Source organism: Corynebacterium sp. AOP36-E1-14 (assembly GCF_052377495.1).
GTDB lineage: Bacteria > Actinomycetota > Actinomycetes > Mycobacteriales > Mycobacteriaceae > Corynebacterium.
The window spans coordinates 141,470-165,948 of sequence record NZ_JBQSWV010000001.1 but is presented as its reverse complement, the minus strand read 5'-3'; the positions used below and the strand labels follow the sequence as shown (position 1 = coordinate 165,948).

The 24,479-nt window shown below is 70.7% G+C and carries 20 protein-coding genes; 11 read left to right on the top strand and 9 right to left on the bottom strand.

The annotated features are described in order from the left end of the window. Window positions 1-11: 11 nt before the first annotated feature. A complete protein-coding gene (locus ACT3TD_RS00730) occupies window positions 12-611 on the bottom strand; it encodes a helix-turn-helix domain-containing protein (RefSeq protein WP_301443197.1) in 600 nt (199 codons plus the stop codon). Window positions 612-656: 45 nt separating this feature from the next. Between ACT3TD_RS00730 and ACT3TD_RS00725 the strand changes: the two genes are divergently transcribed. Continuing rightward, window positions 657-3,851 carry an error-prone DNA polymerase gene (locus ACT3TD_RS00725; protein WP_441579101.1) on the top strand — a complete coding sequence of 1,065 codons (3,195 nt, stop codon included), beginning with the start codon at window positions 657-659 and terminating at the stop codon, window positions 3,849-3,851. A gap of 1 nt (window position 3,852) precedes the next feature. Here ACT3TD_RS00725 and ACT3TD_RS00720 read toward each other — a convergent pair whose 3' ends face one another. Both ACT3TD_RS00720 and ACT3TD_RS00715 read right to left on the bottom strand, forming a co-directional pair. After that, a complete protein-coding gene (locus ACT3TD_RS00720) occupies window positions 3,853-4,830 on the bottom strand; it encodes a MinD/ParA family ATP-binding protein (protein ID WP_301443195.1) in 978 nt (325 codons plus the stop codon). 100 nt (window positions 4,831-4,930) lie between these two features. After that, entirely contained in the window at window positions 4,931-6,244 is a 1,314-nt protein-coding gene (locus tag ACT3TD_RS00715; protein WP_441579102.1) for a lipase family protein, read from the bottom strand. Between the two features lie 122 nt (window positions 6,245-6,366). Here ACT3TD_RS00715 and ACT3TD_RS00710 point away from each other — a divergent pair, with 122 nt between their 5' ends. Further along, window positions 6,367-7,515, top strand: a complete 1,149-nt coding sequence (locus tag ACT3TD_RS00710) for an alpha/beta hydrolase family esterase (protein ID WP_441579103.1) — start codon at window positions 6,367-6,369, stop codon at window positions 7,513-7,515. On the opposite strand, the gene ACT3TD_RS00705 is transcribed toward ACT3TD_RS00710, so the two are convergent. Genes ACT3TD_RS00705 through ACT3TD_RS00695 form a run of 3 tightly spaced genes read right to left on the bottom strand, consistent with a single transcriptional unit; the run spans window position 7,512 to window position 11,561 of the window. Then, window positions 7,512-8,858 (bottom strand): C1 family peptidase, encoded by a 1,347-nt coding sequence (locus ACT3TD_RS00705; protein WP_301442836.1) that lies wholly within the window; start codon window positions 8,856-8,858, stop codon window positions 7,512-7,514. The genes ACT3TD_RS00710 and ACT3TD_RS00705 overlap by 4 nt on opposite strands. Next, on the bottom strand, window positions 8,858-10,225 hold the full coding sequence (locus ACT3TD_RS00700; RefSeq protein WP_444637932.1) for an aminopeptidase C: 1,368 nt from the start codon (window positions 10,223-10,225) through the stop codon (window positions 8,858-8,860). The genes ACT3TD_RS00705 and ACT3TD_RS00700 overlap by 1 nt, the downstream gene beginning before the upstream one ends. Window positions 10,226-10,247: 22 nt before the next feature. Then, window positions 10,248-11,561 (bottom strand): HNH endonuclease signature motif containing protein, encoded by a 1,314-nt coding sequence (locus ACT3TD_RS00695; protein WP_301442838.1) that lies wholly within the window; start codon window positions 11,559-11,561, stop codon window positions 10,248-10,250. Between the two features lie 123 nt (window positions 11,562-11,684). Here ACT3TD_RS00695 and ACT3TD_RS00690 point away from each other — a divergent pair, with 123 nt between their 5' ends. From ACT3TD_RS00690 to ACT3TD_RS00650, 9 genes are all read left to right on the top strand, one after another. Continuing rightward, on the top strand, window positions 11,685-12,953 hold the full coding sequence (locus ACT3TD_RS00690; RefSeq protein ID WP_441579105.1) for a M18 family aminopeptidase: 1,269 nt from the start codon (window positions 11,685-11,687) through the stop codon (window positions 12,951-12,953). Further along, window positions 12,950-13,441, top strand: a complete 492-nt coding sequence (locus ACT3TD_RS00685; RefSeq protein ID WP_441579106.1) for a tRNA (cytidine(34)-2'-O)-methyltransferase — start codon at window positions 12,950-12,952, stop codon at window positions 13,439-13,441. The genes ACT3TD_RS00690 and ACT3TD_RS00685 overlap by 4 nt, the downstream gene beginning before the upstream one ends. A gap of 18 nt (window positions 13,442-13,459) precedes the next feature. Beyond that, complete coding sequence (locus ACT3TD_RS00680) at window positions 13,460-14,311, top strand: bifunctional methylenetetrahydrofolate dehydrogenase/methenyltetrahydrofolate cyclohydrolase (RefSeq protein WP_301442841.1); 852 nt, start codon at window positions 13,460-13,462, stop codon at window positions 14,309-14,311. After that, window positions 14,308-14,703, top strand: coding sequence for a DUF3017 domain-containing protein (locus ACT3TD_RS00675; protein ID WP_301442842.1), 396 nt, complete (start codon window positions 14,308-14,310; stop codon window positions 14,701-14,703). Before ACT3TD_RS00680 ends, ACT3TD_RS00675 begins: the two co-directional genes overlap by 4 nt. Window positions 14,704-14,705: 2 nt before the next feature. After that, window positions 14,706-15,635 carry a TIGR03571 family LLM class oxidoreductase gene (locus tag ACT3TD_RS00670; protein ID WP_301442843.1) on the top strand — a complete coding sequence of 310 codons (930 nt, stop codon included), beginning with the start codon at window positions 14,706-14,708 and terminating at the stop codon, window positions 15,633-15,635. 102 nt (window positions 15,636-15,737) lie between these two features. Beyond that, complete coding sequence (locus ACT3TD_RS00665) at window positions 15,738-16,916, top strand: extracellular solute-binding protein (protein WP_301442844.1); 1,179 nt, start codon at window positions 15,738-15,740, stop codon at window positions 16,914-16,916. Between the two features lie 2 nt (window positions 16,917-16,918). Continuing rightward, on the top strand, window positions 16,919-17,710 hold the full coding sequence (gene cysT / locus ACT3TD_RS00660; RefSeq protein ID WP_441579107.1) for a sulfate ABC transporter permease subunit CysT: 792 nt from the start codon (window positions 16,919-16,921) through the stop codon (window positions 17,708-17,710). Then, the gene (locus ACT3TD_RS00655) at window positions 17,707-18,510 is read left to right on the top strand and encodes a sulfate ABC transporter permease (RefSeq protein ID WP_441582309.1); all 804 of its coding nucleotides are present in this window, start codon (window positions 17,707-17,709) and stop codon (window positions 18,508-18,510) included. Before cysT ends, ACT3TD_RS00655 begins: the two co-directional genes overlap by 4 nt. Beyond that, window positions 18,511-19,500 (top strand): sulfate/molybdate ABC transporter ATP-binding protein, encoded by a 990-nt coding sequence (locus ACT3TD_RS00650; protein WP_301442476.1) that lies wholly within the window; start codon window positions 18,511-18,513, stop codon window positions 19,498-19,500. 6 nt (window positions 19,501-19,506) lie between these two features. Here ACT3TD_RS00650 and metX read toward each other — a convergent pair whose 3' ends face one another. The 3 genes from metX to ACT3TD_RS00635 all read right to left on the bottom strand — a co-directional run bounded on the left by metX (window position 19,507) and on the right by ACT3TD_RS00635 (window position 24,400). Beyond that, window positions 19,507-20,628, bottom strand: a complete 1,122-nt coding sequence (gene metX, locus ACT3TD_RS00645) for a homoserine O-acetyltransferase MetX (protein WP_441579701.1) — start codon at window positions 20,626-20,628, stop codon at window positions 19,507-19,509. An 11-nt stretch (window positions 20,629-20,639) separates the two neighbouring features. Next, window positions 20,640-21,980 (bottom strand): O-acetylhomoserine/O-acetylserine sulfhydrylase, encoded by a 1,341-nt coding sequence (locus ACT3TD_RS00640; protein ID WP_301442478.1) that lies wholly within the window; start codon window positions 21,978-21,980, stop codon window positions 20,640-20,642. A gap of 164 nt (window positions 21,981-22,144) precedes the next feature. Beyond that, the gene (locus tag ACT3TD_RS00635) at window positions 22,145-24,400 is read right to left on the bottom strand and encodes an NADP-dependent isocitrate dehydrogenase (RefSeq protein WP_441579702.1); all 2,256 of its coding nucleotides are present in this window, start codon (window positions 24,398-24,400) and stop codon (window positions 22,145-22,147) included. Window positions 24,401-24,479 lie beyond the last annotated feature (79 nt).

The following is a 24,479-nucleotide window of genomic DNA, read 5'->3' as shown; positions in this document are numbered from 1 at the left end:
GTTACGACCGGTCACGTCTTCGGCGTGAGGTGGACCTTCTCCCCGCCGGGGCTGCTGAGCCCGAGGTACTCCACCGCCGTCTCCCCGCCGGCACCGAACCAGTGGGGCACCGTGCACTCGAACTCCGCGACCTCGCCGGGCTCGATCAGGTACTCGCTGCCGTCCAGGACCAGGCGCAACGTACCGGCCAGCACGAACACCCACTCGCGCCCCGGATGGCTGTGCTGCCGGGGCGCGGACTCCGGGCGGCGACCTGCGGCGACACCCGGGATCACGTGCTTGAAGGCGGTCACCCCCTTCTCCCCGTCGCCGCCGAGGCGCAGGTGCACCGCCCCGCCGCGGTACAGCGGCCGGATGTCGATGCGCGGGTCGCCGGTCTGCGGTGCACCGACCAGGTCGTCCAACGCCACCCGGTACAGCCGTGCCAGCGGCATGAGCAGTTCCAGGGTGGGCCGGCGTCCGCCGTTCTCCAGGCGCGACAGGGTGCTCCGCGAGATCCCCGTCGCCTCGGCGGCCTCGGCGATCGTCATCGAGAGCTGTTGGCGCGTGGCGCGCAGCCGCGTACCGACCTGGCTGAGATCGTTGGGGTCTTGGGGATCATTGCTGTTCATGTACACCAGTTTCCCACGTCCGGACCCTCCGCTAGTATCGAACACATGTTCAGTAACGGTAGGGCGCTCAGCTGGTCGCGCCTGGAGCGCATCCTCTCCGGCACCGACACCGCCCCGCTGCACGCCGTCGGCGTGGGGGAGGGTGGCCGCGAGACGCTCTGGCGGGACGGCGCACGCACCGCCGGCGCGTCCTGCGCAGCCACCGTACCCTTCGCCGAACTGCACGCCGCCGGGTCCTACAACTTCCTCCACGGCGCCAGCGACCCCGCCGAGTACGTCGACGCGGCCGTCGACCTGGGCCTCACCGCCCTGGCGGTGCTCGACCGCGACGGACTCTACGGTGCCGCCCGGCTCGCCACCGCCGCCGCGGAGGCGGGGCTGGCGACCGTCTTCGGCGCGGAGCTCTCCGTCTTCGGCACCGACGTGGCACCGCTGACCGTCCTGTGCCGCGGGCAGGACGGCTACCGCCGGCTCTCCCACGTGATCACCGACGCCCGCATGGCGCGCCGGGAGAAGGACAGCGCCGACTACCCGCCGCTCACTGACGTCGCCGCCGCGGCGGACGGGCACTGGTACGTCCTGCTCGACCACCACCACCTGCACCACGCCACGGAGATCGTCGGGGCCTTCGGGCCGGACGCCTGCCTCGTGGAGCTCGGCCAGACGATGAGCCCCTCGGACGTGGACCGCAACGAGGCCCTGCACGACCTCGCCCTGGACCACGGCCTCACCGAGGTCGTCTCCTCCGCGGCGACCTGTGCCACACCCGCCCAGGCACGGCTGGCGGGGGCGAAGCACGCCCTGCACGACCGGGAGGACGTCCTGACCGCCACCCCGCACACCCACCCGCTCGGCGGGACGTGGCTGCACTCCGGCGAGGAGATGCTCACCCTCGCCGGCGACTGCGGGTGGCTGCGCGACGCCGTCGCCGCCAGCGCCCGCGTCGGGGCCGACTGCGCCTTCACCCTCAACCTCATCGCCCCGCGGCTGCCGCACTTCCCCGTCCCCGACGGGCACACCGAGATGAGCTGGCTGCGGGAGCTGACCCACCGCGGCGCCCGGCACCGCTACGGCACCGCGCAGGACCACCCGCGGGCCTGGGAGGTCATCGACCACGAACTCGGGATCATCGAGGAACTCGGCTTCCCCGGCTACTTCCTCATCGTCCACGGCATCGTGGACTTCTGCCACACCAGCGGCATCTTCTGCCAGGGGCGCGGCTCGGCGGCGAACTCCGCGGTGTGCTTCGCCCTGGGCATCACCAACGTCGACGCCGTCGCCGCCGACCTGCTCTTCGAACGGTTCCTCTCCCCGGAGCGCGACGGCCCGCCGGACATCGACCTCGACATCGAGTCCGGCCGCAGGGAGGAGGCCATCCAGGACGTCTACCGCCGCTACGGCCGGGACAACGCCGCCCAGGTCGCCAACGTCATCACCTACCGCTCCAAGGGGGCGCTGCGCGACGCCGCCCGCGCCCTCGGCCACGACCCCGGCCGGGTGGACGCCTGGTCGCGCGGCCTGGAGGACCCGCCCGACCCGGTGCGCGAGCTCACCTCCCGGCTCACCGGGCAGCCCCGTCACCTGGGCATCCACTCCGGCGGCATGGTCATCTGCGACCGGGCCATCTCCGAGGTGGTCCCCACCGAGTGGGCCCGCATGGACGACCGCTCGGTGGTGCAGTGGGACAAGGACGACTGCGCCGACGTGGGCCTGGTGAAGTTCGACCTGCTCGGCCTCGGCATGCTCGAGGCCCTGCACCACGCCGTCGACCTGGTGGAGGAGACCACCGGCACCCGGGTGGAGCTGTGGCACCTGCAGCCCACCGACCCGGAGGTCTTCGCCATGCTCGCCCGCGCCGACGCGGTGGGCGTCTTCCAGGTCGAGTCCCGCGCCCAGCTCGCCACCCTGCCCCGGCTGCGTCCCCGCACCTTCTACGACCTGGTCGTCGAGGTCGCGCTGATCCGTCCGGGGCCGATCCAGGGCGGTTCCGTGCACCCGTTCATCCGCCGGCGCAACGGGGAGGAGGAGGTCACCTACGACCACCCCAGCCTGGAGCCGGTCCTGAAGCGCACGCTCGGCATCCCGCTGTTCCAGGAGCAGCTGATGCAGATGGCCGTCACCGTCGCCGGCTTCAGCCCCGCCGAGGCGGACGCGCTGCGTCGGGCGATGGGGTCGAAACGTTCCCCGGAGCGCATGGAGCAGATGCACGCCCGCTTCATCGACGGTGCGCGCGACCTGCACGGCATCGACGCGGAACTGGCCGAACAGCTGTGGCGCAAGGTCATCGCCTTCGCGTCCTACGGTTTCCCGGAGTCCCACGCGCAGTCCTTCGCCTCGCTGGTGTACTTCTCCGCCTGGTTCAAGTGCCACCACCCCGCGGAGTTCTGCGTGGCGCTGCTGCGCGCCCAGCCGATGGGGTTCTACTCGCCGCAGTCGCTGGTCTCCGACGCCCGACGTCACGGCGTGGGCGTGCGCCCGGTCGACGTCAACGCCTCCCAGGTCGAGGCCACCGTGGAGGACGGCGACATCCGCCTCGGCCTCGGGTCGGTCAAGGGCATCGGGAAGGACGTCGCCGGACGTCTCGTCGCCGCGCGGGACGCCCGGGACGCGCCCTTCGCCGCGGTCGCCGACCTCTCCCGCGAGGCCGGCCTCACCGTCGACCAGGTCTCCGCCCTGGCCCGGGCGGGGGCGTGCGACAGCCTGGGGCTCACCCGCCGTCAGGCACAGTGGGCGGCGGGCGTGGCGGCGACCGAACGCGCCGGGATGCTGCCGGGCACCTCCACGGTCTCCACTCCGGCGCTGCCGGGGATGAGCGCCTTCGAACTCGCCGCGGCGGACGTCTCCGCCACCGGCGTCACGTCCGACGGTCACCCCGTGCGCCTGCTGCGTGCCAGGCTGGACGCCTGGCCGGGGAACTTCCCGGTGGTCCCGGCGTCCTCCCTGCTGGGTGTGGAGGACGGCCGGCGCATCCTCGTCGCCGGCGTGGTCACCCACCGCCAGCGTCCGATGACCGCCGGCGGGGTCACGTTCCTGGGCATGGAGGACGAGACCGGCCTGGTCAACGTGATGGTGTCGCCGGGACTGTGGCGCGCCCGACGCAAGGTCGCCATGACCTCCCGGATGCTGATGGTCCGCGGCATCGCCCAGAACGCCGGCGGTGCGGTGACCGTCGCCGCCGACGACCTCTCGCCCCTCGAGGCGGCCGAGGCCCTGGCCAGTGCCTCGCGCGACTTCCGCTGACTTATAGTGCAGCGTGCCGGTGCCAGGCCCCGAAGTCCTCCGCCACCGTCGCCGCGAGCTCGCGGTAGGCGCGGAACGTCGCCGGGGCCAGCCGGTCCAGGTCCACGACCCCGCCCTCGGAGAGGTGCCGGTCGAAGGGCACGCCACGCACCGCCCGGGTACGCGCGGAGAAGTGCGCGGACAGCACCTCCGGGTCCACCGCCGCCTGCCCCGGGTGCGCGCCGGACACCACGACCACCGCATTGGCCACCAGGTCCCCGTGGCCGTGGTGGTCCAGCCAGTCCAGTGTGGCCTCCGCCGACTTCGCCCCGTCCAACGCCGGCGAGGTGACCAGCACCAGCATGTGCGCCAGGTCCAGCACCCCGGACATCGCCGAGTGCATCAACCCTGTCCCGCAGTCCGTGAGGATGATGTTGTAGTGGTGCTGCAGCACGTCCACCGCCCGGCGGTAGTCGGACTCGCTGAAGGCCTCGGAGACCGCCGGGTCCCGGTCCGACCCGATCACCTCCAGACGGCTCGACGCCTGGCTGGTGCAGGAGCGGACCTGCGGGTAGCGGGAGGCGTCCGGCAGGTCGAGCAGGTCCCGGACGGTCGGGGTGGGGGCCTCGACGGTGTCCTCCACGACCCGGCGGGCCAGGGTGCCGAGGTCTGGGTTGGCGTCCACCGCGATGACCCGGTCGCCGCGCAGCGAGGCGAACACCCCGCCCAGGGCGACGGTCGTCGTCGTCTTGCCGACGCCACCCTTCAGGCTGAGCACGGCGATCCGGTAGTCACCGCGTAACGGTGTGCTGATGCGCTCGCCGACCTCCCGCTGCTCGGTCTGGCCCGGCGACTCGCCCGGGTTCACCCGGCCGCCGGAGACCCGGTGGACCAGCCGCCGCCACCCCGACGGCGGTGCCGCGGACACCGCGCCGACCATGGCGGACGCGTCGAGACTGCTGAACTGTGCTGGTGATGTAGGTGATGCAGGTACCGTCATGCCGGCTGTTCCCCCTGTGTCGTGTGTGCTGCCCGGATCCCCTTGTCGTCCCGGCCCCGGGGACGAGCGTAGCCGGTATCGTCCGGCAGGGGGACGAAACCTAGAACTCCCCGCAGTTGTCCGGCGCGGGCCGGTCGTTGAAGCGGTCGACCATGTAGCTCATCGCCGGGCCGGCGTTGGTGAGCATCGGCACGGCGTGGTTCACCGCGAACTTCGGCAGGATCGACGGCAGCGGGTCGGTGGTGAACTGGACGGTGCCGCCGGCGTCGCAGTAGCGCGCGGCGGTGTCGCGCGCCTGCTGCCATGGGATGGTGTCGTCGTTGATGCCGTTGGTGATCATGATCGGCGCGTTGACGTCGGTGTAGGTGCTGGCCAGCTTGTAGCTCTCCAGTACCGAGCGCAGCCGGTCGTCGTCGCGGGCGATCTCGCCGAAGGAGCGGCCGTCGGTGGTCAGGGTGCGGGTGTCGGTCAGCCCCCACCGCGCGACCGTGTCGCCGATGCACCGGTCCTTCGTGTCGGCGAGGAACTCCATCCCGCGCTCGTTGAAGTACTCGTCGGTCAGGCCGGCGAGTTCGGGGTGGCGTTCCAGCGCGCCGTTGAGGGCGTAGCCGAGGACGCCGACGATGGCGTGCCGGTCCACCGCGTTGACCACCTCGAGCAGGTCGGCGGGCGGGGCGCCGGCGAACGTGCCCTTGACGTTGAGGTCCGGGGCGTAGGACGACGCCATCTCCGCGGCCGCGGCCGCGGCGCCGCCGCCCTGGGAGTAGCCGAAGAAGCCGACGGGGGAGTCGTCCGGCAGGCCGAGCTGGGCCAGTCCGGCACGCGCCCCGTCCAGGGTGGCCTGTCCCTGTTCGGGGTTGTTGACGTAGGTGTGCTGGCCCGGGGTGCCCAGGCCGATGAGGTCGACGACGACCACGTTCATGCCCAGCGCGCTGGCCGCGGCATGGAAGGGGTACTCGTAGTTGAGGTTCAGTGCGGCGTTGCCGGGGTCGAAGCCGAAGAGCTGCTGCGTGCTGCGCGAGGGGGCGCAGATGTCGCCGGAGCCGCGGGTGCCGGGGGAGTAGACCAGGGTGGGGGCGGGGCCGTCGCCCTGCCAGTCGCCGGTGGCCTCGAGGACCACGCCGCTGGTGGCGACGCGCTCACCGTCCTCGGTGGTGGAGGTGTACAGGATCTTCTCGGCCGTCCCGCCCAGGGTGTCCAGCAGCTGGGGTGCGTCCTGGGAACGGATGACCTCGCCGGGGTCGGCGGGCAGGTCCTGCGGCGGGAGGTAGAACGGGTCGGAGTCGGTGGCGGTGGGTTCGCCGGACGGCGGCGGCCAGCTCAGGTCCTGTGCGACGGCACCGGACAGTCCGACGGTCAGGGCGGTGGAGACCGCGACCGTGCAACTCAGGATCCTTCTCGTGAAGTGCGTCATGCGGTTGAGCCTATAACGGAAGAAACCTTTCGTTGTGAAGTTCAAAGTTTTTGCAGTGACGGTGGTCACCCGACGGCGTGGCCTGGTTGATTCCGTGCGTCCTGACCAGTAGAAATGGGGGAGTGAATCAGTCCACTCCGCAGCAGCCCGGCGACCCCGCCCCGGTCCAGCGGACCGCGGGCCCCGTCCCTGAACCACTGTCGGATCAGGTCGACGAGGCCCGTCCGGTGCGCCGCCGGATCACCAGGTCCCTTGCCGTCCTCACCGCCACGGTGATGGTCGGCGCCCTGGTGTGGGTCGGGCACGCCCCGGCGGGCGAGAACAACGCTGCGCTGGAGAGCTACCGGGAGCAGACGGCGCGGGAGAACGCGGTCGCCGCCTCGGAGAGCATCGTGCCCACCGCCGCGGAGGCGGAGCTCGGCAACGGCCCCCGGTTGGATGGCCCGGCCCCCGGCAACTCGAAGAAGATCACCCTGAGCAGCGGCAACCGCACGCGCGAGGGCATCCTGTCGGTGCCTGCCGACTACGACCCGGAGAAGTCCTACCCGGTCCTGCTGGCCTACCACGGGTACCGGGAGACCGCCCAGGGCTTCCACAACTACTCCGGTTTCGACGAGATGGAGGTGATCACCGTCTCGATGCAGGGCGTGGGCGACTCCTGGGAGGGCGCGCCGTACTCGCGGACGAAGGACGGGGAGGACGTCCGTTTCACCCGCGACATGCTCGCCGCGCTGAACACCACCTACAACGTGGACCGTTCGCGCATCTACGCCGCGGGCATGTCCAACGGCGGTGGCATGGTGGCGAAGCTGGCCTGCCGCGAGCCGCGCCTCTTCGCCGCGGTCGCCTCCGTCGCCGGCGCGTACTACAGCGGGACGCGCACGAACTGCGTGGAGGACGCCGGGCGCGCCCCGTCCTTCCTCGAGATCCACGGCACGAAGGATGAGACGATCAACTACCAGGGCGGTTCCCGCCACGGCGGGGTCTACATGGCCGCCCGTGACCTGGTGGAGGACGTCGCGGCGATGAACCACTGCCAGAGCACGCCGGTGACCACGGCGCTGGCGGGCGACGTGCGTCGTCAGCAGTGGCCGATGTGTTCACCGGGCACCTCGGTGGTGCACCTGCGTGTCGGCGACGGCGGGCACACCTGGCCCGGCGACGCGTCCGGGGAGTCCGGCGCGGCGTCGGACTCCGCCGAGGCCACGTCCTACTCACTCGACGCGACGACCGAGGTGTGGGCCTTCCTCTCCGGCCACCAGCTGACCTAGCTGCCCTGACCTGCCAGTGCGCCCATCGGGTCCCAGGCGGGCAGGACGTGCGGGGTGTCGTCCAACGCCTCGCGGTACTGCTGCGGCAGGCGGTCGCGGTGCACGGCGATCTCGAAGACGTACTGGTCGAACCAGTTGTCGTTCATCGTCCAGAAGCCCTTCTCCGCGGCCTTCGGGCCCCAGGAGTTCTCCACGCGCCAGCGCACGGGACGACCCGCCTCGTCGACGTCCACGCCGGTGAGGACCATGGCGTGGGTCATCTGGGACTCGCCGGTGAGCAGGCGCTGCTCCTTGGTGAGGTCCAGGTCCACACCGTAGAAGCCCTCGTAGTCGTGCAGGTGGGCGTCCCAGACGCCGCGCTCACGGTGCGACTGGGCTGCGGTGTCGCAGCCGAACCACACCGGTGTGCCGTCCTGCAGCGCCTCCAGGGCGGCGGCCTTGATCACGTCGACGGGTGCGTTGAGGTAGGTCACCGGCGCGCCGCCGACGACGTTGCCGAGCTGGTCCACGGTGAAAAGCTCCCCCTTCGGGGAGGACGCCCGGGGGTCGTCGACCACGCACACGTACCCGTCGAGGTCGCCGGGCAGGTAGCGGTCGGCGAACTGGCGGGGCGTGAGCTCGCCGACGCGGTGGAACTCGCCCTTGGCGTCGCGGTACTGCCAGACGAACCGCTGCGGCGGGGTGCCCAGGTGCACGGTGAGGATGCGGTGCACGTCGGCGAGGGTCTCGCGGTGGACGCTGGTGACGTCCGTTCCGTCCGCGCGCATGCGGGACGCCCCGGCACGCAGCGCGGTCGACAGGTCGCGGTTCATCGCCCGGGTGTCGGAGGACGACCGGGTCTCGGGCATGGCGTACTTCGGCACCGCACCGTACTTGTCGACGAGGGCGACGAACATGTTCCACTGCCCGCCGTCCTCCACGGGGTCGGCGAGCAGGTGCTGCACGGTCCGGTCCTCGACGTCACGGTCGGCGAGCCCGGCCATGGCGCCGAGGAAGTGGTTGGCCTTCTCCAGCTTGTCCCAGTAGTGCAGGTAGGTCTGGGAGAGTTCGAGGTCCTTGACGCCCGTGGTCTCCATGACGTCGCCGCGCAGGGCGTTGAGCCCGGCGAAGATCCAGCAGCGCCCGGACTTCTTCTGGTCGGCGACGGCCCAGGAGTCCAGCTTCACCGAGGTGGAGCTGTCCGTGGTGGACAGGACGTCGCGGTCGAGGGTGACGGTCTCCACGTTCGTGGCGGTCGCGGCGTTGCGCGCCATGCGGAAGGACGCGTCGGCGCGCAGGTCGTCGCCGAGGGCGGCCAGACGTGCAGGGTCGAGTGCGGCGGAGGTTGTTGCGGTAGTAGTCATCAGGCCATCGCATCCCAGCTCGGAAGGTCGGTCGTGTCGCCGCGGTCGAGTGCGGCGACAGCGTCTGTCAGGTCGTCGGGCAGGTCGTCCGTGAGGCGCCGGCGCGGAACGACGACCTGGAAGACGTTGTCGGCGAACCAGCTGTCGGCCATGGTGCCGTAGCCGCCGCCGGCGAGTTCGGTGTGCTGGGCGTGGCTCTTGGTGCCCCAGGAGTTCTCCACACGCCAGCGCACCTCGCCGGAGGGCGAGCGGTCGTAGCCGGTGAACACCATGCCGTGGGTCAGCCGGGATTCGGCGGTGTCCATCTGCTCGGCTTTGGTGGTGGCGGAGTCGGTGCCGTAGAGGGCGTCGAGTTCGAGCAGGTCGGCGTCCCACACCCCGGCGGTGGCGACGAACTGACGGTTGACGTCGCAGGCGAACCACACCGGTTCCCCGGCGTCGAGGCTGTCCTTCACCAGCCGGCGCAGCGTGTCGACGCCGGCGGTGACGTAGCTGAAGTCCGGGGTGTCCCACATGTTGTTCTCGTGGGTGATGCTGAACGCCCGGCCCGCCTCGTGGCGCGGATCGTGCACCACGCTGACGTAGCTGTCTAGGTCATCGGGCAGCATCTCGGCGGCGAACTGCAGCGGGGTGTAGGTGCCGCCGCGGTGGAAGCCGTTGTCGGAGTCGCGGTACTGCCAGGTGAACTCCGTGGGCGGCACGCCGAGGTGGATGGCGGTGACGCGGTAGGCGTCGTCCAGCGTCTTCTCGATCACCGGCTCGGCGGCCTCACCGGCCAGGACGGCGTCGCGCAGGCGCAACGCCCCGCGGCGCAGGACGGTGCGCAGGCGTCCGTCCAGCTGCGGGGTGCGCCCGGAGGCGAAGGTCTCGGGCATGGCGTAGGACGGCACGGCGCCGTACTTCGCGACGAGGTTGGTGAAGTAGTTCCACTGCCCGCCGTCGGACGCCGCGCCCTGCAGCAGGGCGGCGACGGTGCGGTCGTCGAGGTCGGTGACGCCGTCGCGGAACTGCCGCTCCAGAGAGCGCAGCACATGGTTCGACTTCTCGATCTTGTCGAAGAACTGCAGGTAGGTGTGGGAGAACTCGAACTCCTTCACCCCGAGGTCCTCCGCCACGCGGTGGCGGAAGACGTTGTAGGCGGCGAACATCCAGCAGCGTCCCGACTGCTTCTGGTCGGAGACGCCGAGGCGGTCGAGCTTGACCTCCGTGGTGGGGTCCAGGGCGGTGACGGCGTCTCGGTTGAGCGCGACGGCGTTGACGTCGGCGGCGGTGACGGCGTTGCGCGCGATGCGCCGCGCCCGGTCGCCGACGGCGGAGTCGCGCAGCTCCTCGAGCACGGTCGGGGACAGGGGAGGTGAGAAGTTCATGCGTCCGTTATACCCTCCGGTGTCAGAACGGCACCTCCGCCCCGTCGTCGTGGAACCCGCCGGTGTTGTGCTCCCGGACCACGGCGTAGCGCCGCGACGCCCGCTCGGCGAAGGTGGTGCGTGCGTAGCCGGCGAGCGGGCCGGAGGGTTCGGTGACGAGGGTGTGGCCGTCGTCGACGCTGGTCCACATCACCGTCCCGTCGCCGGCGATGGTCGGGTCCCACCAGCCCAGGGTCTTGAGCAGGTGGTGGGCGCGGCACAGGCACTGCAGGTTGCGGGTGTCGGTGGGTCCGCCGGCGGCGGGGTCGTCGTGGTCGTAGCGCCGCACGTGGTCGAGGTCGCAGTTCGGTGCGGCGACGTCGCAGCCCGGGAAGCGGCAGGTGCCGTCGCGGCCGCGGACGAAGGTGCGGATCTGGGCGGTGGGGACGTAGGACTCCACCTGGTCGTGCCCGGCGACGCGCAGGTGGGTGACGCGCTCCATGAACTGCTCGGTGGCCATCGCGTCCAGCCAGTGGCCGGAGTCGGTGGCGGCGGTGGCGCCGTCGATGTCGCGGTAGAGGTTGAGCGTGACCTTCACCTCCGCGGTGCCGCGGGCCAGGTGCATCATCGCGTCCGCGCGGGAACACCCCTGGTCCCGGCAGACCGCGTCGAGCACGGTGAGGAACTCCTCGGCCTCGACGGCGGGCAGGACGGCGGTGATCGCCGTGGTCTCCTGGTCGTAGGTGTCCACGTTGACCTGACGCCGCGGCCGCTCGGCGGTGGTGGGTGCGGCGTTCGGGTCCAGGGGGCGGGCGAGCTCGTCGACGTCGTCGATGGCCTTGGCGATCCGGTTGTACAGCGTGCGGGGACCGGGCATGGCCTGCTCGTCGCGTCGCGGGGTGAGTACCTTGATCAGTGCCGTCTCCACCTCGGCGAGGAGTGCGGGGTCGTCCTGAGCGACGCCGTCGGCGGCACGGGCCAGGACACGCAGATGGTCGTAGCCGAGCATGCCGCGGCCCAGGTGCACGGACAGACGCGGCATGCGCAGGCAGAGCAGCCCGACGTCGCAGAAGGTCTCCGCACGTCCGCGGGTGATGGAGGTCTGCGCCTGCAGGCGTGAGTAGTGCTCGGTGACGTCCGCGTCGTCCAGCGGGGTGGAGGCGCGGGCGAGGTCGAGCATTGCCACGTTCATGCGGCGGGTCGCGCTCACGGCGGGGGAGGTGTCGACCTCGACCGACCAGTGGGGGCGGTGGCCGAGGTCCCCCATGAGCTCGTTGGCGACGATGTCGAGTTGGCGAAGGAAGTGGGCGTCCTCCCGGAAGCCGTGACGTGGTGGCGGTGGTGTGGTGTCCGTCATGTCGATCACGCTATCAAGGGCCCCGGACATGAAACGACGGAAAGGCGAATCGATCGAACACATGTTCGTCTTACTGCAGGGCCGACGGTGTCGGTGTCCGTGACGGGTGGTTTACTGGTGGCCATGACAGGCACCGCCGACTATCTCGACTTTATTGACTTCATTGACGCGTCCCCCAGCAGCTACCACGCGGCCGCCGAGGTGGCGTCCCGGCTCGCCGCCGCCGGCTTCCACCGGCAGGACGAGAAGGAGACGTGGGACGCCTCACCCGGCGGGCACTACATCGTGCGCGGTGGGGCGGTGCTGGCCTGGCGCGTCCCCGAGGGGACGGCCGACAGGTTCCGCATCGTCGGCTCCCACACGGACTCCCCGGGGCTGAAACTCAAGCCCGTCGGCGACATCGTCGGGCCCGGAGGGTGGCGTCAGGCCGCCGTCGAGGTCTACGGCGGGGCCATCCTGCCCGCCTGGCTGGACCGCGAACTGCGGCTCGCCGGACGGGTCGTCCTCGCCGACGGCAGCGAGCACCTGGTGCGCACCGCCCCGGTGCTGCGCGTCCCGCACCTGGCCATCCACCTGGACCGCAGCGTGAACAGCGGCTTCACCCTCGACCGGCAGCAGCACATGCAGCCGGTGTTCGCCGTCGGTGACGGCTCGCCGACGATCGGCGAGGTCGTCGCCGGTGCGCTCGACGTGCCCGACGTGCACGCCGACGACATCCTCGCCCACGACCTGATCACCGTCGACGCCCAGCGCGGCGAGGTCTTCGGTGCACGCGGTGACTTCATCGCCGCCGGGCGCATGGACAACCTCAGCAGCGTCTTCACCTCCCTGGAGGCCTTCCTCTCGGCGGAGGACGTCGACGGGGTCGTCCCGGTGCTCGCAGCCTTCGACCACGAGGAGGTCGGCAGCGCGACGACGAGTGGCGCGGCCGGACCCGTGCTCGAGGACGTGCTGACGCGGACCTCCACGGCGCTGGGGGCGGACGTGGAGGGTACCCGGGCGATGTTCGCCCGGTCGTCCTGCGTCTCCGCCGACGCCGCCCACTCCGTGCACCCGAACTACGCGGGCAAGCACGACGCGGTCAACCGCCCCGTCGTCAACGGCGGCCCGGTGCTGAAGGTCAACGCCAACCAGCGCTACGCCTCCGACGCCGCCACCTCCGCGGCGTGGCGCGCGGCATGCCGTGCCGCCGGGGCCCCCGACCAGGTCTTCGCCGGCCACAACGACGTCCCCTGTGGCTCGACCATCGGGCCGATCACCGCCACCCGGCTCGGCATCCCCACCGTCGACGTCGGTATCCCGCTGCTGTCGATGCATTCGGCCCGGGAGATGGCCGGGGTCCACGACCTGTCCTGGTTCACCGACACGCTGAAGGCCTGGTGGGAGCAGTGAGCGAGAACACCCCGTACTGCCGCATCCTCTTCGAGCACCCGGCTATCCCCGGCAACACCGGGGCAGCGATCCGCCTGTGCGCCGGCACCGGTGCCTCGCTGCACCTGGCCGAGCCGCTGGGCTTCAACTTCGACGACAAGCACCTCAGGCGCGCCGGGCTGGACTACCACGACCTCGCCGACGTGCAGGTGCACCCGTCGTTGGACGCGGCGCTGGACGAACTCGCCGGCGCCGCAGGCGCGCGGGTCTTCGCCTTCACCGCCCACGCCGACACCTGGTACACCGACGTCGACTACGAACCGGGGGACGTCCTGCTCTTCGGCACCGAGCCCACCGGCCTGACGGACGAGGCGCTCGCGGACCCACGGATCACCCGGCAGGTGCGCATCCCGATGCAGGAGGGACGGCGCAGCATGAACCTGTCGAACGCGGCGTCCGTCGCCGCCTACGAGGCGTGGCGGCAGGCGGGGTTCCCGGGCGGACGCTGAGGGTGCCATAATGGTGCGGTGACTGATGCGACCAAGCTTGACGGCAAACTGTACCGCGACGAGATCGTCGAGGACCTCACCCGCCGCGTGGCGGCGCTGAAGGAGAAGGGGGTCACGCCGGGGCTGGCCACCGTCCTCGTCGGCGACGATCCGGGGAGCCACTCCTACGTGAAGATGAAGCACCGCGACTGCGAGCAGATCGGGGTGAACAGCATCCGGCGCGACCTGCCTGCGGACGTCTCGCAGGAGGAGCTCAACGCCGTGATCGACGAGCTCAACGCCGACCCGGCGTGTACCGGCTACATCGTGCAGCTGCCGCTGCCGAAGCACCTGGACGAGAACGCGGTGCTCGAGCGCATCGACCCGGCGAAGGACGCCGACGGCCTGCACCCGGTGAACCTCGGCAAGCTCGTGCTGATGGAGCCGGCGCCGCTGCCCTGCACGCCCAACGGGGCGATCGCGTTGCTGCGTCGCTTCGGCGTGGAGCTCGACGGGGCGAAGACCGTGGTCATCGGCCGTGGTGTGACCGTGGGCCGTCCCATCGGCCTGATGCTCACCCGTCGGACGGAGAACTCCACCGTGGTGCTGTGCCACACCGGGACGAAGGACCTCGCCAAGGAGACCCGGGACGCCGATATCATCGTCGCCGCCGCCGGTAAGCCGCACATGCTCACCGCGGACATGGTGAAGCCCGGCGCCGCGGTGCTGGACGTCGGAGTCTCGCGCGTGGACGGCAAGCTCGCCGGCGACGTGCACCCGGACGTGTGGGGTGTGGCAGGTGCCGTCTCGCCGAACCCCGGCGGCGTCGGCCCGCTGACCCGCGCCTTCCTGGTCCACAACGTGGTGGAACGGGCGGAGCGACTGGTGTGAGCGACGCTCCCGACACCACCGACACTGCAGAATCCGACAAGGCCGACCTCGTCGAGCTGACCCCGGCCGAGCGCCGGACGTTGCTGCGCAACCCGCACGATGCGCGGGTGCCGCACTCGCGGCTCAACCAGACGGTGCAGATGCTGCTGGTCGTGGGGTTCGTGCTGGTGATGGTGGTGGGGCTGGTGTTCCTGGTGGCCGACCGCTGGCGTCGTGGCACGGTGACGGTGGGCACCGGCATGCTGGTGCTCGCCGCACTGCGCTGGATCGTGGACGGGGAGATCCTGGGCGTGCTGTCGGTACGCTCGCGCAAGTTCGACTCGCTGTTCTGTGCCGCGGTGGGGGCGGCGATGCTGCTGGTGGCGGTGTCCGTGGACGCGCTGGGCAGCTAGTCGTGAAGCCCGGTTTCGCCAGGACCTTCGCCGAGGGGGAGATGACCCTGGGACTGACCCTGCCGCTCGGGGCGACCGGCCCGGACCTGCAGGACGTCGCGGCGCAGGTGGACCTCGTCCGGCTGGCGGAGGACGCCGGCGTCGCCGCGGTGTGGGCGCGCGACATCCCGCTGCGGGTCGAGACCTTCGGTGACGTCGGCCAGGTCCACGACCCGTTCATGTACCTGACCTGGCTCGCCGCGCACACCGACCGGATCGCGTTGGGGACGGCGGCGGTGGTGTTGCCGCTGGCGCACCCGCTGCTGCTGGCGAAGCGCTCGGCCGGGCTCGACCGGCTCAGCGCGGGACGCTTCCTCATGGGTGTGGCCAGCGGGGACCGCCCCGAGGAGTTCCCGGCCTTCGGCCTGGAGAAGGGGGAGCGCGCCGCGCTGTTCCGCGAGAACCTGGAGGTGCTGCGCGCGGCGTGGGCGCCGACGGGGCGTCCGGTGCACTGGTCGCGCGGGCGCATGGCGGGTGCGGACGTGGTGCCCACGCCGTCCGGCGGCGCGGTGCCGGTGCTGCCGACGGGGTCGTGCCAGCAGAACATGGACTACAACGCCGCCCACGGCGACGGGTGGCTGACCTACCACCGGTCGCTGCCGCAGCAGAAGGTGATGGTGGACCGCTGGCGGGCGTCCTGCGGCGAGCGGTTCAAACCCTTCGCCGAGTCGATGTGGCTGGAGTTGTCGCAGGACGCCGACCTGCCGGTCGAGGGGCGCGACTTCGGGTACCGCACGGGTCGGCGCGGGTTGCTGGAGATCCTGGCGTCCCAGCGGGCGATGGGGGTCAACCACGTGTCGCTGCACCTCGCCGGGGGTGGGCGACCGGTGGCGGAAGTGCTGGGGGAGCTGGCCGAGCACGTGGTACCGGAGTTCACCGCACTGGACGGGTGATTCCATTCGTGGTGAATGGAACGCTGCGGGGGTCCGGAGGTGGGGCGATAGTGTCTCCTGCGTAGTAGACAGAGCAGTCTGTGCGGAGGAGAGGAAAACCACGTGGCGTTCAAACCCAGCCTGGGGGCGGTACTCGTCGGTGTCGGCCTGGTGGCCGTCGCCGGGGTGTTCGCACTGCCCGGCGGAACCGTCGACGACCCGGGGGTCGTGGACGTCTCGTCCGGCGACGAGCGGTTGAACCTCGTCGCCTACGCCGTCCCCAAGCCCGGTTTCGAGGCCGTGATCCGCGGCTTCCGCGGCACGCCCGAGGGCGCGGACACCGGCTTCGCCGAGAGCTACGGCGCCTCCGGCGACCAGTCGCGCAAGGTTGCCCGCCACCTGCCGACCGACATCGTGAACTTCTCCGTCGAGCCGGACGTGACACGTCTCGTCGACGCCGGCCAGGTGGCCGACGACTGGCGTGAGGACGTCCCCGGCGACGAGTCCGGGAAGTCCGTCCCCTTCGGCTCCGTGGTCTCCTTCGTCACCCGCGAGGGCAACCCGCTGGGCCTGGAGAACTGGGACGACCTGCTGGAACCCGGGGTCGAGGTCATCAGTCCGAACCCCGCGAGCTCCGGCTCGGCGAAGTGGAACCTGCTGGCCCCCTACGCCAGCTGGTTCTTCCAGGCCCTCGACGGCGGCGCCGACACCGGCACCGCCCACTCGGAGGCGCTCGACAAGCTCACCCAGCTGGTCGGGGCGCACTTCACCGTGCGTCCGAAGTCCGGACGCGAGGCCACCTCCGCCTTCGAGAGCGGGCAGGGCGACGTCCTGCTGTCCTACGAGAACGAGGCCATCGAGCTGGACCGCAACGGCGGTCGCATCGACTACACCGTGCCGGACGACACCTTCCGCATCGAGAACCCCGTCGCCCTCGTCGACACCTCCGACGACCCGGACGGCGACCTTGCCAAGGCCACCGAGTTCCGCGACTACCTGTTCACCCCCGAGGCGGAGAAGCTGTGGGCGGCGGAGGGTTTCCGGCCCGGACCCGACCTCTTCGACGACACCACCGACGTCATCGACTCCCTTCCGGCCGGGCAGCGTGACGCCTTCCGCGAGCTGGACACGGTGCACACCGTCGACGAACTCGCCGCGGCCTTCCGCGAGCTCGACCCGGACCTCGACCCCGAGGGCACCGCGGCGGACTGGGACCTGGTCGACCAGGTCCTGTTCAAGCGGGCGAAACCCGGCAGCGGCGAGGACAGCGGCGCCATCACCACGATCTACCAGGCGGTGTGACCATGAGCGACAGGACGACCAAACTCAGCATGGGCACCGCCACACTCTGGCTGTCCGTCATCGTGCTGCTGCCCCTGGTCGCGCTTACCACGGAGGCGTTCTCCGGCGGGATCGGCGGGTTCTGGGAGGCGGTCAGTTCCGAGGGCGCACGCCAGACCCTCTGGGTCACCGCGAAGGTGTCCCTGGCCGTGGCGGTGATCAACATGGTCACCGGCACCCTGATCGCCTGGGTGCTGGTACGCGACGACTTCCCCGGCCGGCGCATCGTGGACGCGGTCATCGACCTGCCGTTCGCCCTGCCCACCATCGTGGCCTCCCTGGTGCTGCTCAGCCTGTACGGGCCGGACAGCCCGATGAACATCACGATCAACGCCACCCAGCCGGCCCTCGTGATCGCCCTGGCGTTCGTCACGCTGCCCTTCGTGGTGCGCTCGGTGCAGCCCGTGCTCATCGAACTCGACCACGACGTGGAGGAGGCCGCCGCCTCGCTCGGGGCGTCCAACGCCACGATCTTCCGCCGCATCATCCTGCCGGCCCTGTGGCCGGCGGTGCTGTCCGGCACCGGCCTGGCCTTCGCCCGCGCGATCGGCGAGTACGGCTCCGTGGTGCTCATCGGCGGCAACATCCCCGGTGAGACCCAGGTCGCCTCCCAGTACATCCAGGAACAGATCGAGTCGGACGTCCCGGCGGCCGCCGCCGCGGTGTCGGTGGCGCTGCTGGTGATCACCTTCGTCGTACTCCTCGTCCTCCGCCTCGTCGGGGACCGCAGCTCCCGGAAGGAGCAGGACGCATGAACCAGTCCAAGAGAAGTGTCCTGACACTGCGCACCCTCGCGCTGGTGTACCTGGCCGTGCTCGTCGCGCTGCCCGTCGGCACGATCCTGTGGCGCACGGTGCAACCCGGCGTCGGCCAGTTCTGGGAGTGGATCACCACCCCGGCGGCGGTGTCGGCGCTGCAGACCTCGCTGCTCATCGTGGTGATCACCGTGCCGCTCAACGTGGTCTTCGGCATCGTCGTCGCCCTCGGACTGGTGCGGGGACGCTTCCCCGGCAAGTCCGTCGTCCAGGCCGTCGTGGACCTGCCCTTCGCGGTGTCGCCGGTGATCGTGGGCGTGGCCCTGATCATGCTGTGGGGCACCGACGGCTGGTTCGGCGGTGTCGAGGACCTCGGCTTCCGGGTGATCTTCGGGCTGCCCGGCATGGTGCTGGCCACCGTGTTCGTCACCCTGCCGTTCATCGTCCGGGAGGTCGAACCGGTGCTGCGTGAGATCGGCACCGAACAGGAGCAGGCGGCGTCCACGCTGGGCGCGTCCTCCTGGCAGACCTTCCGACGGATCACCCTGCCGTCGATCCGCTGGGGCCTGTCCTACGGCGTGGTGCTCACCGTCGCCCGCGCCCTCGGCGAGTTCGGCGCGGTGATCATGGTCGCCTCCGGGTTCGCCGGCGGCGGACAGACCCTGACCCTGCTCGTGCACTCCCGCTACCTCGACGACAACAACGTCTACGGCGCCTACGCCGCGGCGACCCTGCTGATGATCGTCTCCGTGATCGTCCTGGTCGTCATGACCCTGCTGCAGAAGAAGAAGGTTTCCTAGATGACCATCTCCGTCTCCCACGCCGTGAAGACCTACGGCGACTTCACCGCCCTCGACGACGTCTCCCTGGAGATCCCCGAAGGCTCGCTGACCGCCCTGCTCGGCCCGTCCGGCTCCGGAAAGTCCACCCTGCTGCGCACCATCGCCGGGCTGGAACACCCCGACTCCGGTGCCGTCGTGATCGACGGTGCCGACGTGACCCGGCTGTCGCCGCAGGACCGCGGCATCGGGTTCGTCTTCCAGCACTACGCCGCCTTCAAGCACATGACCGTGCGCGACAACGTGGCCTTCGGCCTGTCCGTACGCAAGCGTCCGCGCAAGGAGATCGACGCCCGTGTCGACGAGCTGCTGGAGATCGTCGGCCTGGCCGGCTACCACACGCGCTACCCCTCGCAGCTGTCCGGCGGCCAGCGGCAGCGCATGGCGCTGGCGCGTGCCCTGGCGCCGAACCCGGGCGTCCTGCTGCTCGACGAGCCCTTCGGCGCGCTCGACGCCAAGGTGCGTGAGGACCTGCGCACCTGGCTGCGCCACATGCACGAGGAGTTCACCGTCACCACGGTGCTGGTCACCCACGACCAGGAGGAGGCGCTCGACGTCGCCGACCGCATCGCCGTGATGGGTGACGGACGCATCGAGCAGGTCGGCACCCCCACCGCCCTCTACGACGCCCCGGAGACCCCCTTCGTGCAGTCCTTCCTGGGCCACGTCACCACGCTGGACGGTGCGACGGTACGTCCCCACGACATCCGGCTCGGACGCAACGCCGACCCGGAGGTGCCCGGCAACGAGATCGCCGCCACCGGGGTGCGCGAGGCCGTGGTCCGACGCGTCGCCGTGCTCGGCTTCGAGGTGCGCGTGGAACTCACCGACGCCGCCGACGGCGAGGAGTTCACCGCGCAGATCACCCGCGGCGACGCCCGCACGCTGGGGCTCGGGCCCGCCAGCGTGGGCGAGACGGTGTACGCCCGGGCGACCGCCGCGGCGGGGTAGGCGGGCTCAGCGCTGCGCGAGCAGCGCGGCCTTCGTGAGGAACTTGTCCAGGATCATGGTCATCTGACGGGTCTCGGTGAGGAAGCCGTCGTGACCGGTGGGGGAGGTGATCTTCGACAGTCCGATGAAGTCCCCGAGGTTGCGGGAGAGGTGCTCCTGCTGGTGGTAGGGGTACAGGATGTCGGTGTCGATGCCGGCGACCATCGTCGGCACCTGGGAGGAGCCCAGCACCGCGTTCATGCCGCCGCGCCCGCGTCCCACGTCGTGGCGGTTCAGGGCGTCGGTGAGGATCACGTAGCTGCCGGCGTCGAACCGGGCCTCCAGCTTCTCGGCCTGCCGGTCGAGGTAGCTCTCCACGGCGAATCGCTCCGTGGGGGAGTTGTAGGGGCCGTAGGGGTTCTCGCCGGGCTGCGGTTCGGTGGAGAAGCGCTCGTCGAGCTCGAGCTCACCACGGTAGGTCAGGTGCGCGATGCGGCGGGCCTGGCCGAGACCGTGGGAGGGGATGCGGCCGGAGCCGTGGTAGTCGCCGTCCTGCCAGCAGGGGTCGGCGGTGATGAAGCGGATCTGCGCCGACTGGATGCCGATCTGCCAGGCCGAGGCCCGCGCCGAGACGGCGACGGGCAGGGCGGCCTCCACGACCTCCGGGTACATGAACGTCCACTCCAGCACGCGGGCCCCGCCCATGGACGCACCGACGACGCCGCGGATACGGCGCACCCCCAGTACGTCGATGAGCAGCGTCTTCTCCGCGGCGACGAGGTCGCGGATCGACAGTGCGGGGAAGCGGGACCCCCAGGCCCCGCCGTCCGGGTGCGCCGAGGACGGTCCCGTGGAGCCCTGGCAGCCGCCGAGGCAGTTCGCGCAGAGCACCAGGTAGCGTTCGGTGTCGAGCGCCTGCCCCGGGCCGATGATGCCCGACCACCAGTCGTCGGCGTCGCCGTCGGCGGTCAGGGCGTGCTCGATGACGATCACCGGGCGCGCCACCGCCTCCTCGGCGGTGCCCTCGTACCAGGCGAACAGGCGCAGCTCGGCGCCGGGGACGTCCACGCCCGCCTCGGTGGTGAACGTCCCGATGGGGACGGTCGCCGAGGAGTGGGAGGCGGGCAGGGACCGGGGGTCGATGCTCATGTGCGGTGGCCTCAGCTGATCGCGTCGAAGCCGAGCTGCAGGTCGGCGAGGATGTCCTCGATGTCCTCGATGCCCACCGAGAGCCGGACGGTGGCGAGGTTCACGCCCGCGCGGGCCAGGCCCTTCTGGTCCGACTGGGAGTGCGTGGTGGTCGCCGGGTGCACGACCAGCGAGCGCACGTCGCCGACGTTGGCCAGGTTGGAGTGCAGCTTCAGGGCGTCGATGAAGGCCCAGGCCTTCTCGCGGGCCTCGTCGGACCACACGTCGTCGACGGCGAGGTCGAAGGACAGCACCGAGCCGGTGTACTCCAGGCCCAGCTTCTCCTTGGTGGCGTACCAGGGGGAGTCCGGCAGCCCGGCGTAGTTCACCGTGGCGACGGCGGCGTTCTCGGCGAGGGAGCCGGCGACGATCTCGGCGTTCTCGTTGTGCTTGCGCACGCGCAGGGCGAGGGTGTCCAGGCCCTGGATGGTGACCCAGGCGTTGAAGGCGGACAGTGCGGCGCCGGTGTCGCGCAGCAGGCCCACGCGGGCCTTCAGGCCGAAGGCGGCGGCACCGAGGTCGGCGTACTTCAGGCCGTGGTAGGCGGGGTCCGGGGTGACGAAGGACGGGAAGACCGGCTCGCCGTCGCGCTCGACGGTCCAGTCGAAGGACCCGCCGTCGACGAGGATGCCGCCGAGGCCGGAGCCGTTGCCGGTGTAGAACTTCGTCAGCGAGGCGACGACGACGTCCGCGCCGAGCTCCAGGGGGCGCACCAGCGCGGCGGTGGCGACGGTGTTGTCGACGATCAGCGGCACGTTGTTGCGGTGTGCGACCTCGGCGACGGCCGGGATGTCGAGGACGTCGGCCTGCGGGTTGGCGAAGGTCTCGCCGTAGAAGGCCTTGGTGTTCGGCTGCACGGCGGCCTGCCAGGAGTCCAGGTCGTCCGGGTCCTCGACGAAGGTGACCTCGATGCCCAGGCGGGCGAAGGTGACGCCGAAGAGGGTCTCCGTGCCGCCGTAGAGGCGCGGGGAGGTCACGATGTGGTCACCGGCGCCGGCGAGGTTGAGGATCGCGGCGGTCTCGGCGGCCTGGCCCGAGGCGAAGGCCACGGCGTGCACGCCGCCCTCCAGGGAACCGATGCGGTTCTCCAGGGCCTCCTGGGTGGGGTTGGTCAGCCGGCTGTACACCGGGCCGAGGTCCTCGAGGGCGAAGCGCTGCTTGGCGTGCTCGGCGGAGTCGAAGACGTAGGAGGTGGTGAGGTAGATCGGCTGGTTGCGGGCTCCGGTGTCGGAGTCCACGGTCTGCCCGGCGTGGACGGCGCGGGAGGCGAATCCCCAGGAGGCGGAGTCGGAGTTGTCGTACCTGGTGCTCATGAGTGTGGTGGTCCCTTCGGGGGTCAGAGGTGTCGTTTCGCTGGGAACACGATAACCCACCACCGTCCAGGCAGCAAACAGCTCGGTCTACTTTCGGCGAAATGTGCAGGTCAGCACATTGTCACCGGTAGACCGAGCTGTTCAGTGAAGGGGAGCCGCGCGGATCAGGCGTTGCGGGCGGTGAGCCCGTCGATGACCGCGTTGAAGGTGGCGGACGGGCGCATGACCTTCGTGGTCTTCTCCTCGTCGAGCCAGTAGTAGCCGCCGAGGTCCGCTGAGGACCCCTGGCCGCCACGCATCTCCTTCTTGACGGTCTCGTACTTGGCCTCGAGCTCCTCGGCGACGGGGGCGAAGATCTCGGCGAGCTCGGCGTCGTCCGTCTGCTTCGACAGGTTCAGCGCCCAGTAGCGTGCCAGCCAGTAGTGGCTGCCGCGGTTGTCGATCTCGCCGACGACACGGGCGGGGGAGAGGTCCTCGTTGAGGATGCGCTCCGTCGCCGCGTCCAGCGCGTCCGCCAGGATCGGGGTGCGCGGGTTGTTGTCGGTCTCGGCGAGCTTACGCAGCGACTCGGCCAGGGCCAGGAACTCGCCCAGGGAGTCCCAGCGCAGGTAGTCCTCCTCGATGAGCTGCTGGACGTGCTTCGGTGCGGATCCGCCGGCACCGGTCTCGAACAGCCCGCCACCGGCGATCAGCGGCACGATGGACAGCATCTTGGCGCTGGTGCCCAGCTCCATGATGGGGAAGAGGTCGGTGAGGTAGTCACGCAGCACGTTGCCGGAGACCGAGATGGTGTCCTCGCCGGCGCGGATGCGGTCCACGGACAGCTGGCAGGCGTCCACCGGGGAGAGGATGCGCAGGTCCAGGCCCTCGATGTCGCCGACCAGGTCGGTGTCCTTGAGGTACTCCTCGACCTTGGCGGTCATGTTGCGGTCGTGGGCGCGCTCCGGGTCGAGCCAGAACACGGCCGGGGCACCGGTGTCGCGGGCACGGCTCACGGCCAGCTTCACCCAGTCGCGGATCGGCACGTCCTTGGCCTGGCAGGCACGCCACACGTCGCCGGGGGCGACGGTGTGAGACATGAGCACCTCACCGGAGGAGTCGACGACCTCGACGGTGCCGGCGGTGGCGATCTTGAAGGTCTTGTCGTGGGAGCCGTACTCCTCGGCCTTCTGCGCCATCAGGCCCACGTTGGGCACGGTGCCCATCGTGGTCGGGTCGAAGGCGCCGTTCTTCCGGCAGTCCTCGATCACGGTCTGGAACACGCCGGCGTAGGAGGAGTCCGGGATGACGGCGAGGGCGTCCTGCTCCGCGTCGTCCTTGTTCCACATGTGGCCGCCGCTGCGGATCATCGCCGGCATGGAGGCGTCGACGATGATGTCGGACGGCACGTGCAGGCCGGTGATGCCCTTGTGCGAGTTGACCATGGCCAGGTCCGGGCCGTCCGCCAGGCCCTTGTCGAAGGCGGCGCGGATCTCGGCGGCCAGGTCGGCGCCGATCTCGTCGGCGTAGTCCTCGAGGCCGGAGTAGATGGCCGCGAGGCCGTTCTCGCCGTTGAGGCCCTTGGCGAAGAGCGTCTCGCCGTAGGTGTCGAAGACGTCGGAGAAGAAGGCGCGCACCACGTGGCCGAAGATGATCGGGTCGGAGACCTTCATCATCGTGGCCTTCAGGTGTGCGGAGAAGAGGATGCCCTCCTCCTTGGCGCGGGCGACCTGCGCCTTGAGGAAGGCGTCGAGGTCCGTGGCGCGCAGGACGGTCGTGTCGACGATCTCCTTGTCGAGCACCTTCAGGCCGTCCTTCAGGACGGTGGTCTCGCCGTCGTCACCGACGAGGCGGATGGTGAGGGTGTCGTCGCCGTCGATGACCACGGACTGCTCGTTGTGGCGGAAGTCGCCGTCCGACATGGTCGCGACGTTCGTCTTCGAGTCGGCCGACCACTCGCCCATACGGTGCGGGTGCTTGCGGGCGAAGTTCTTGACCGCCTTGGGGGCACGGCGGTCGGAGTTGCCCTCGCGCAGCACCGGGTTGACCGCGGAGCCCTTGACGGAGTCGTAGCGGGCGCGGGCGTCCTTCTCCTCGTCGGTGGACGGCTCGTCCGGGTAGTCGGGCAGGTCGTAACCGTGGGCCTGCAGCTCGGCGACGGCGGCCTTGAGCTGCGGGACGGACGCCGAGATGTTCGGCAGCTTGATGATGTTGGCGTCCGGCTGCTTGGTGAGCTCGCCGAGCTCGGCGAGGGCGTCGTGGACACGCTGGTTCTCCGGCAGGACGTCGTCGAACGCCGAGAGGATGCGGGCGGCCAGGGAGATGTCCCGGGTCTCCACGGCCACGCCGGTGGTGGAGGCGAAGGCCTCGATGACGGGCTTCAGCGAGTAGGTCGCGAGCAGTGGTGCTTCGTCGGTTCGCGTGTAGATGATCTTGGCCATGGGCCGGTGTCTCCCTCTTCGATAGTCACGCCGGTGGTCACCGGCTGGTGCCGCGGCCGGTCGGCCGTCCCCTCGTGAG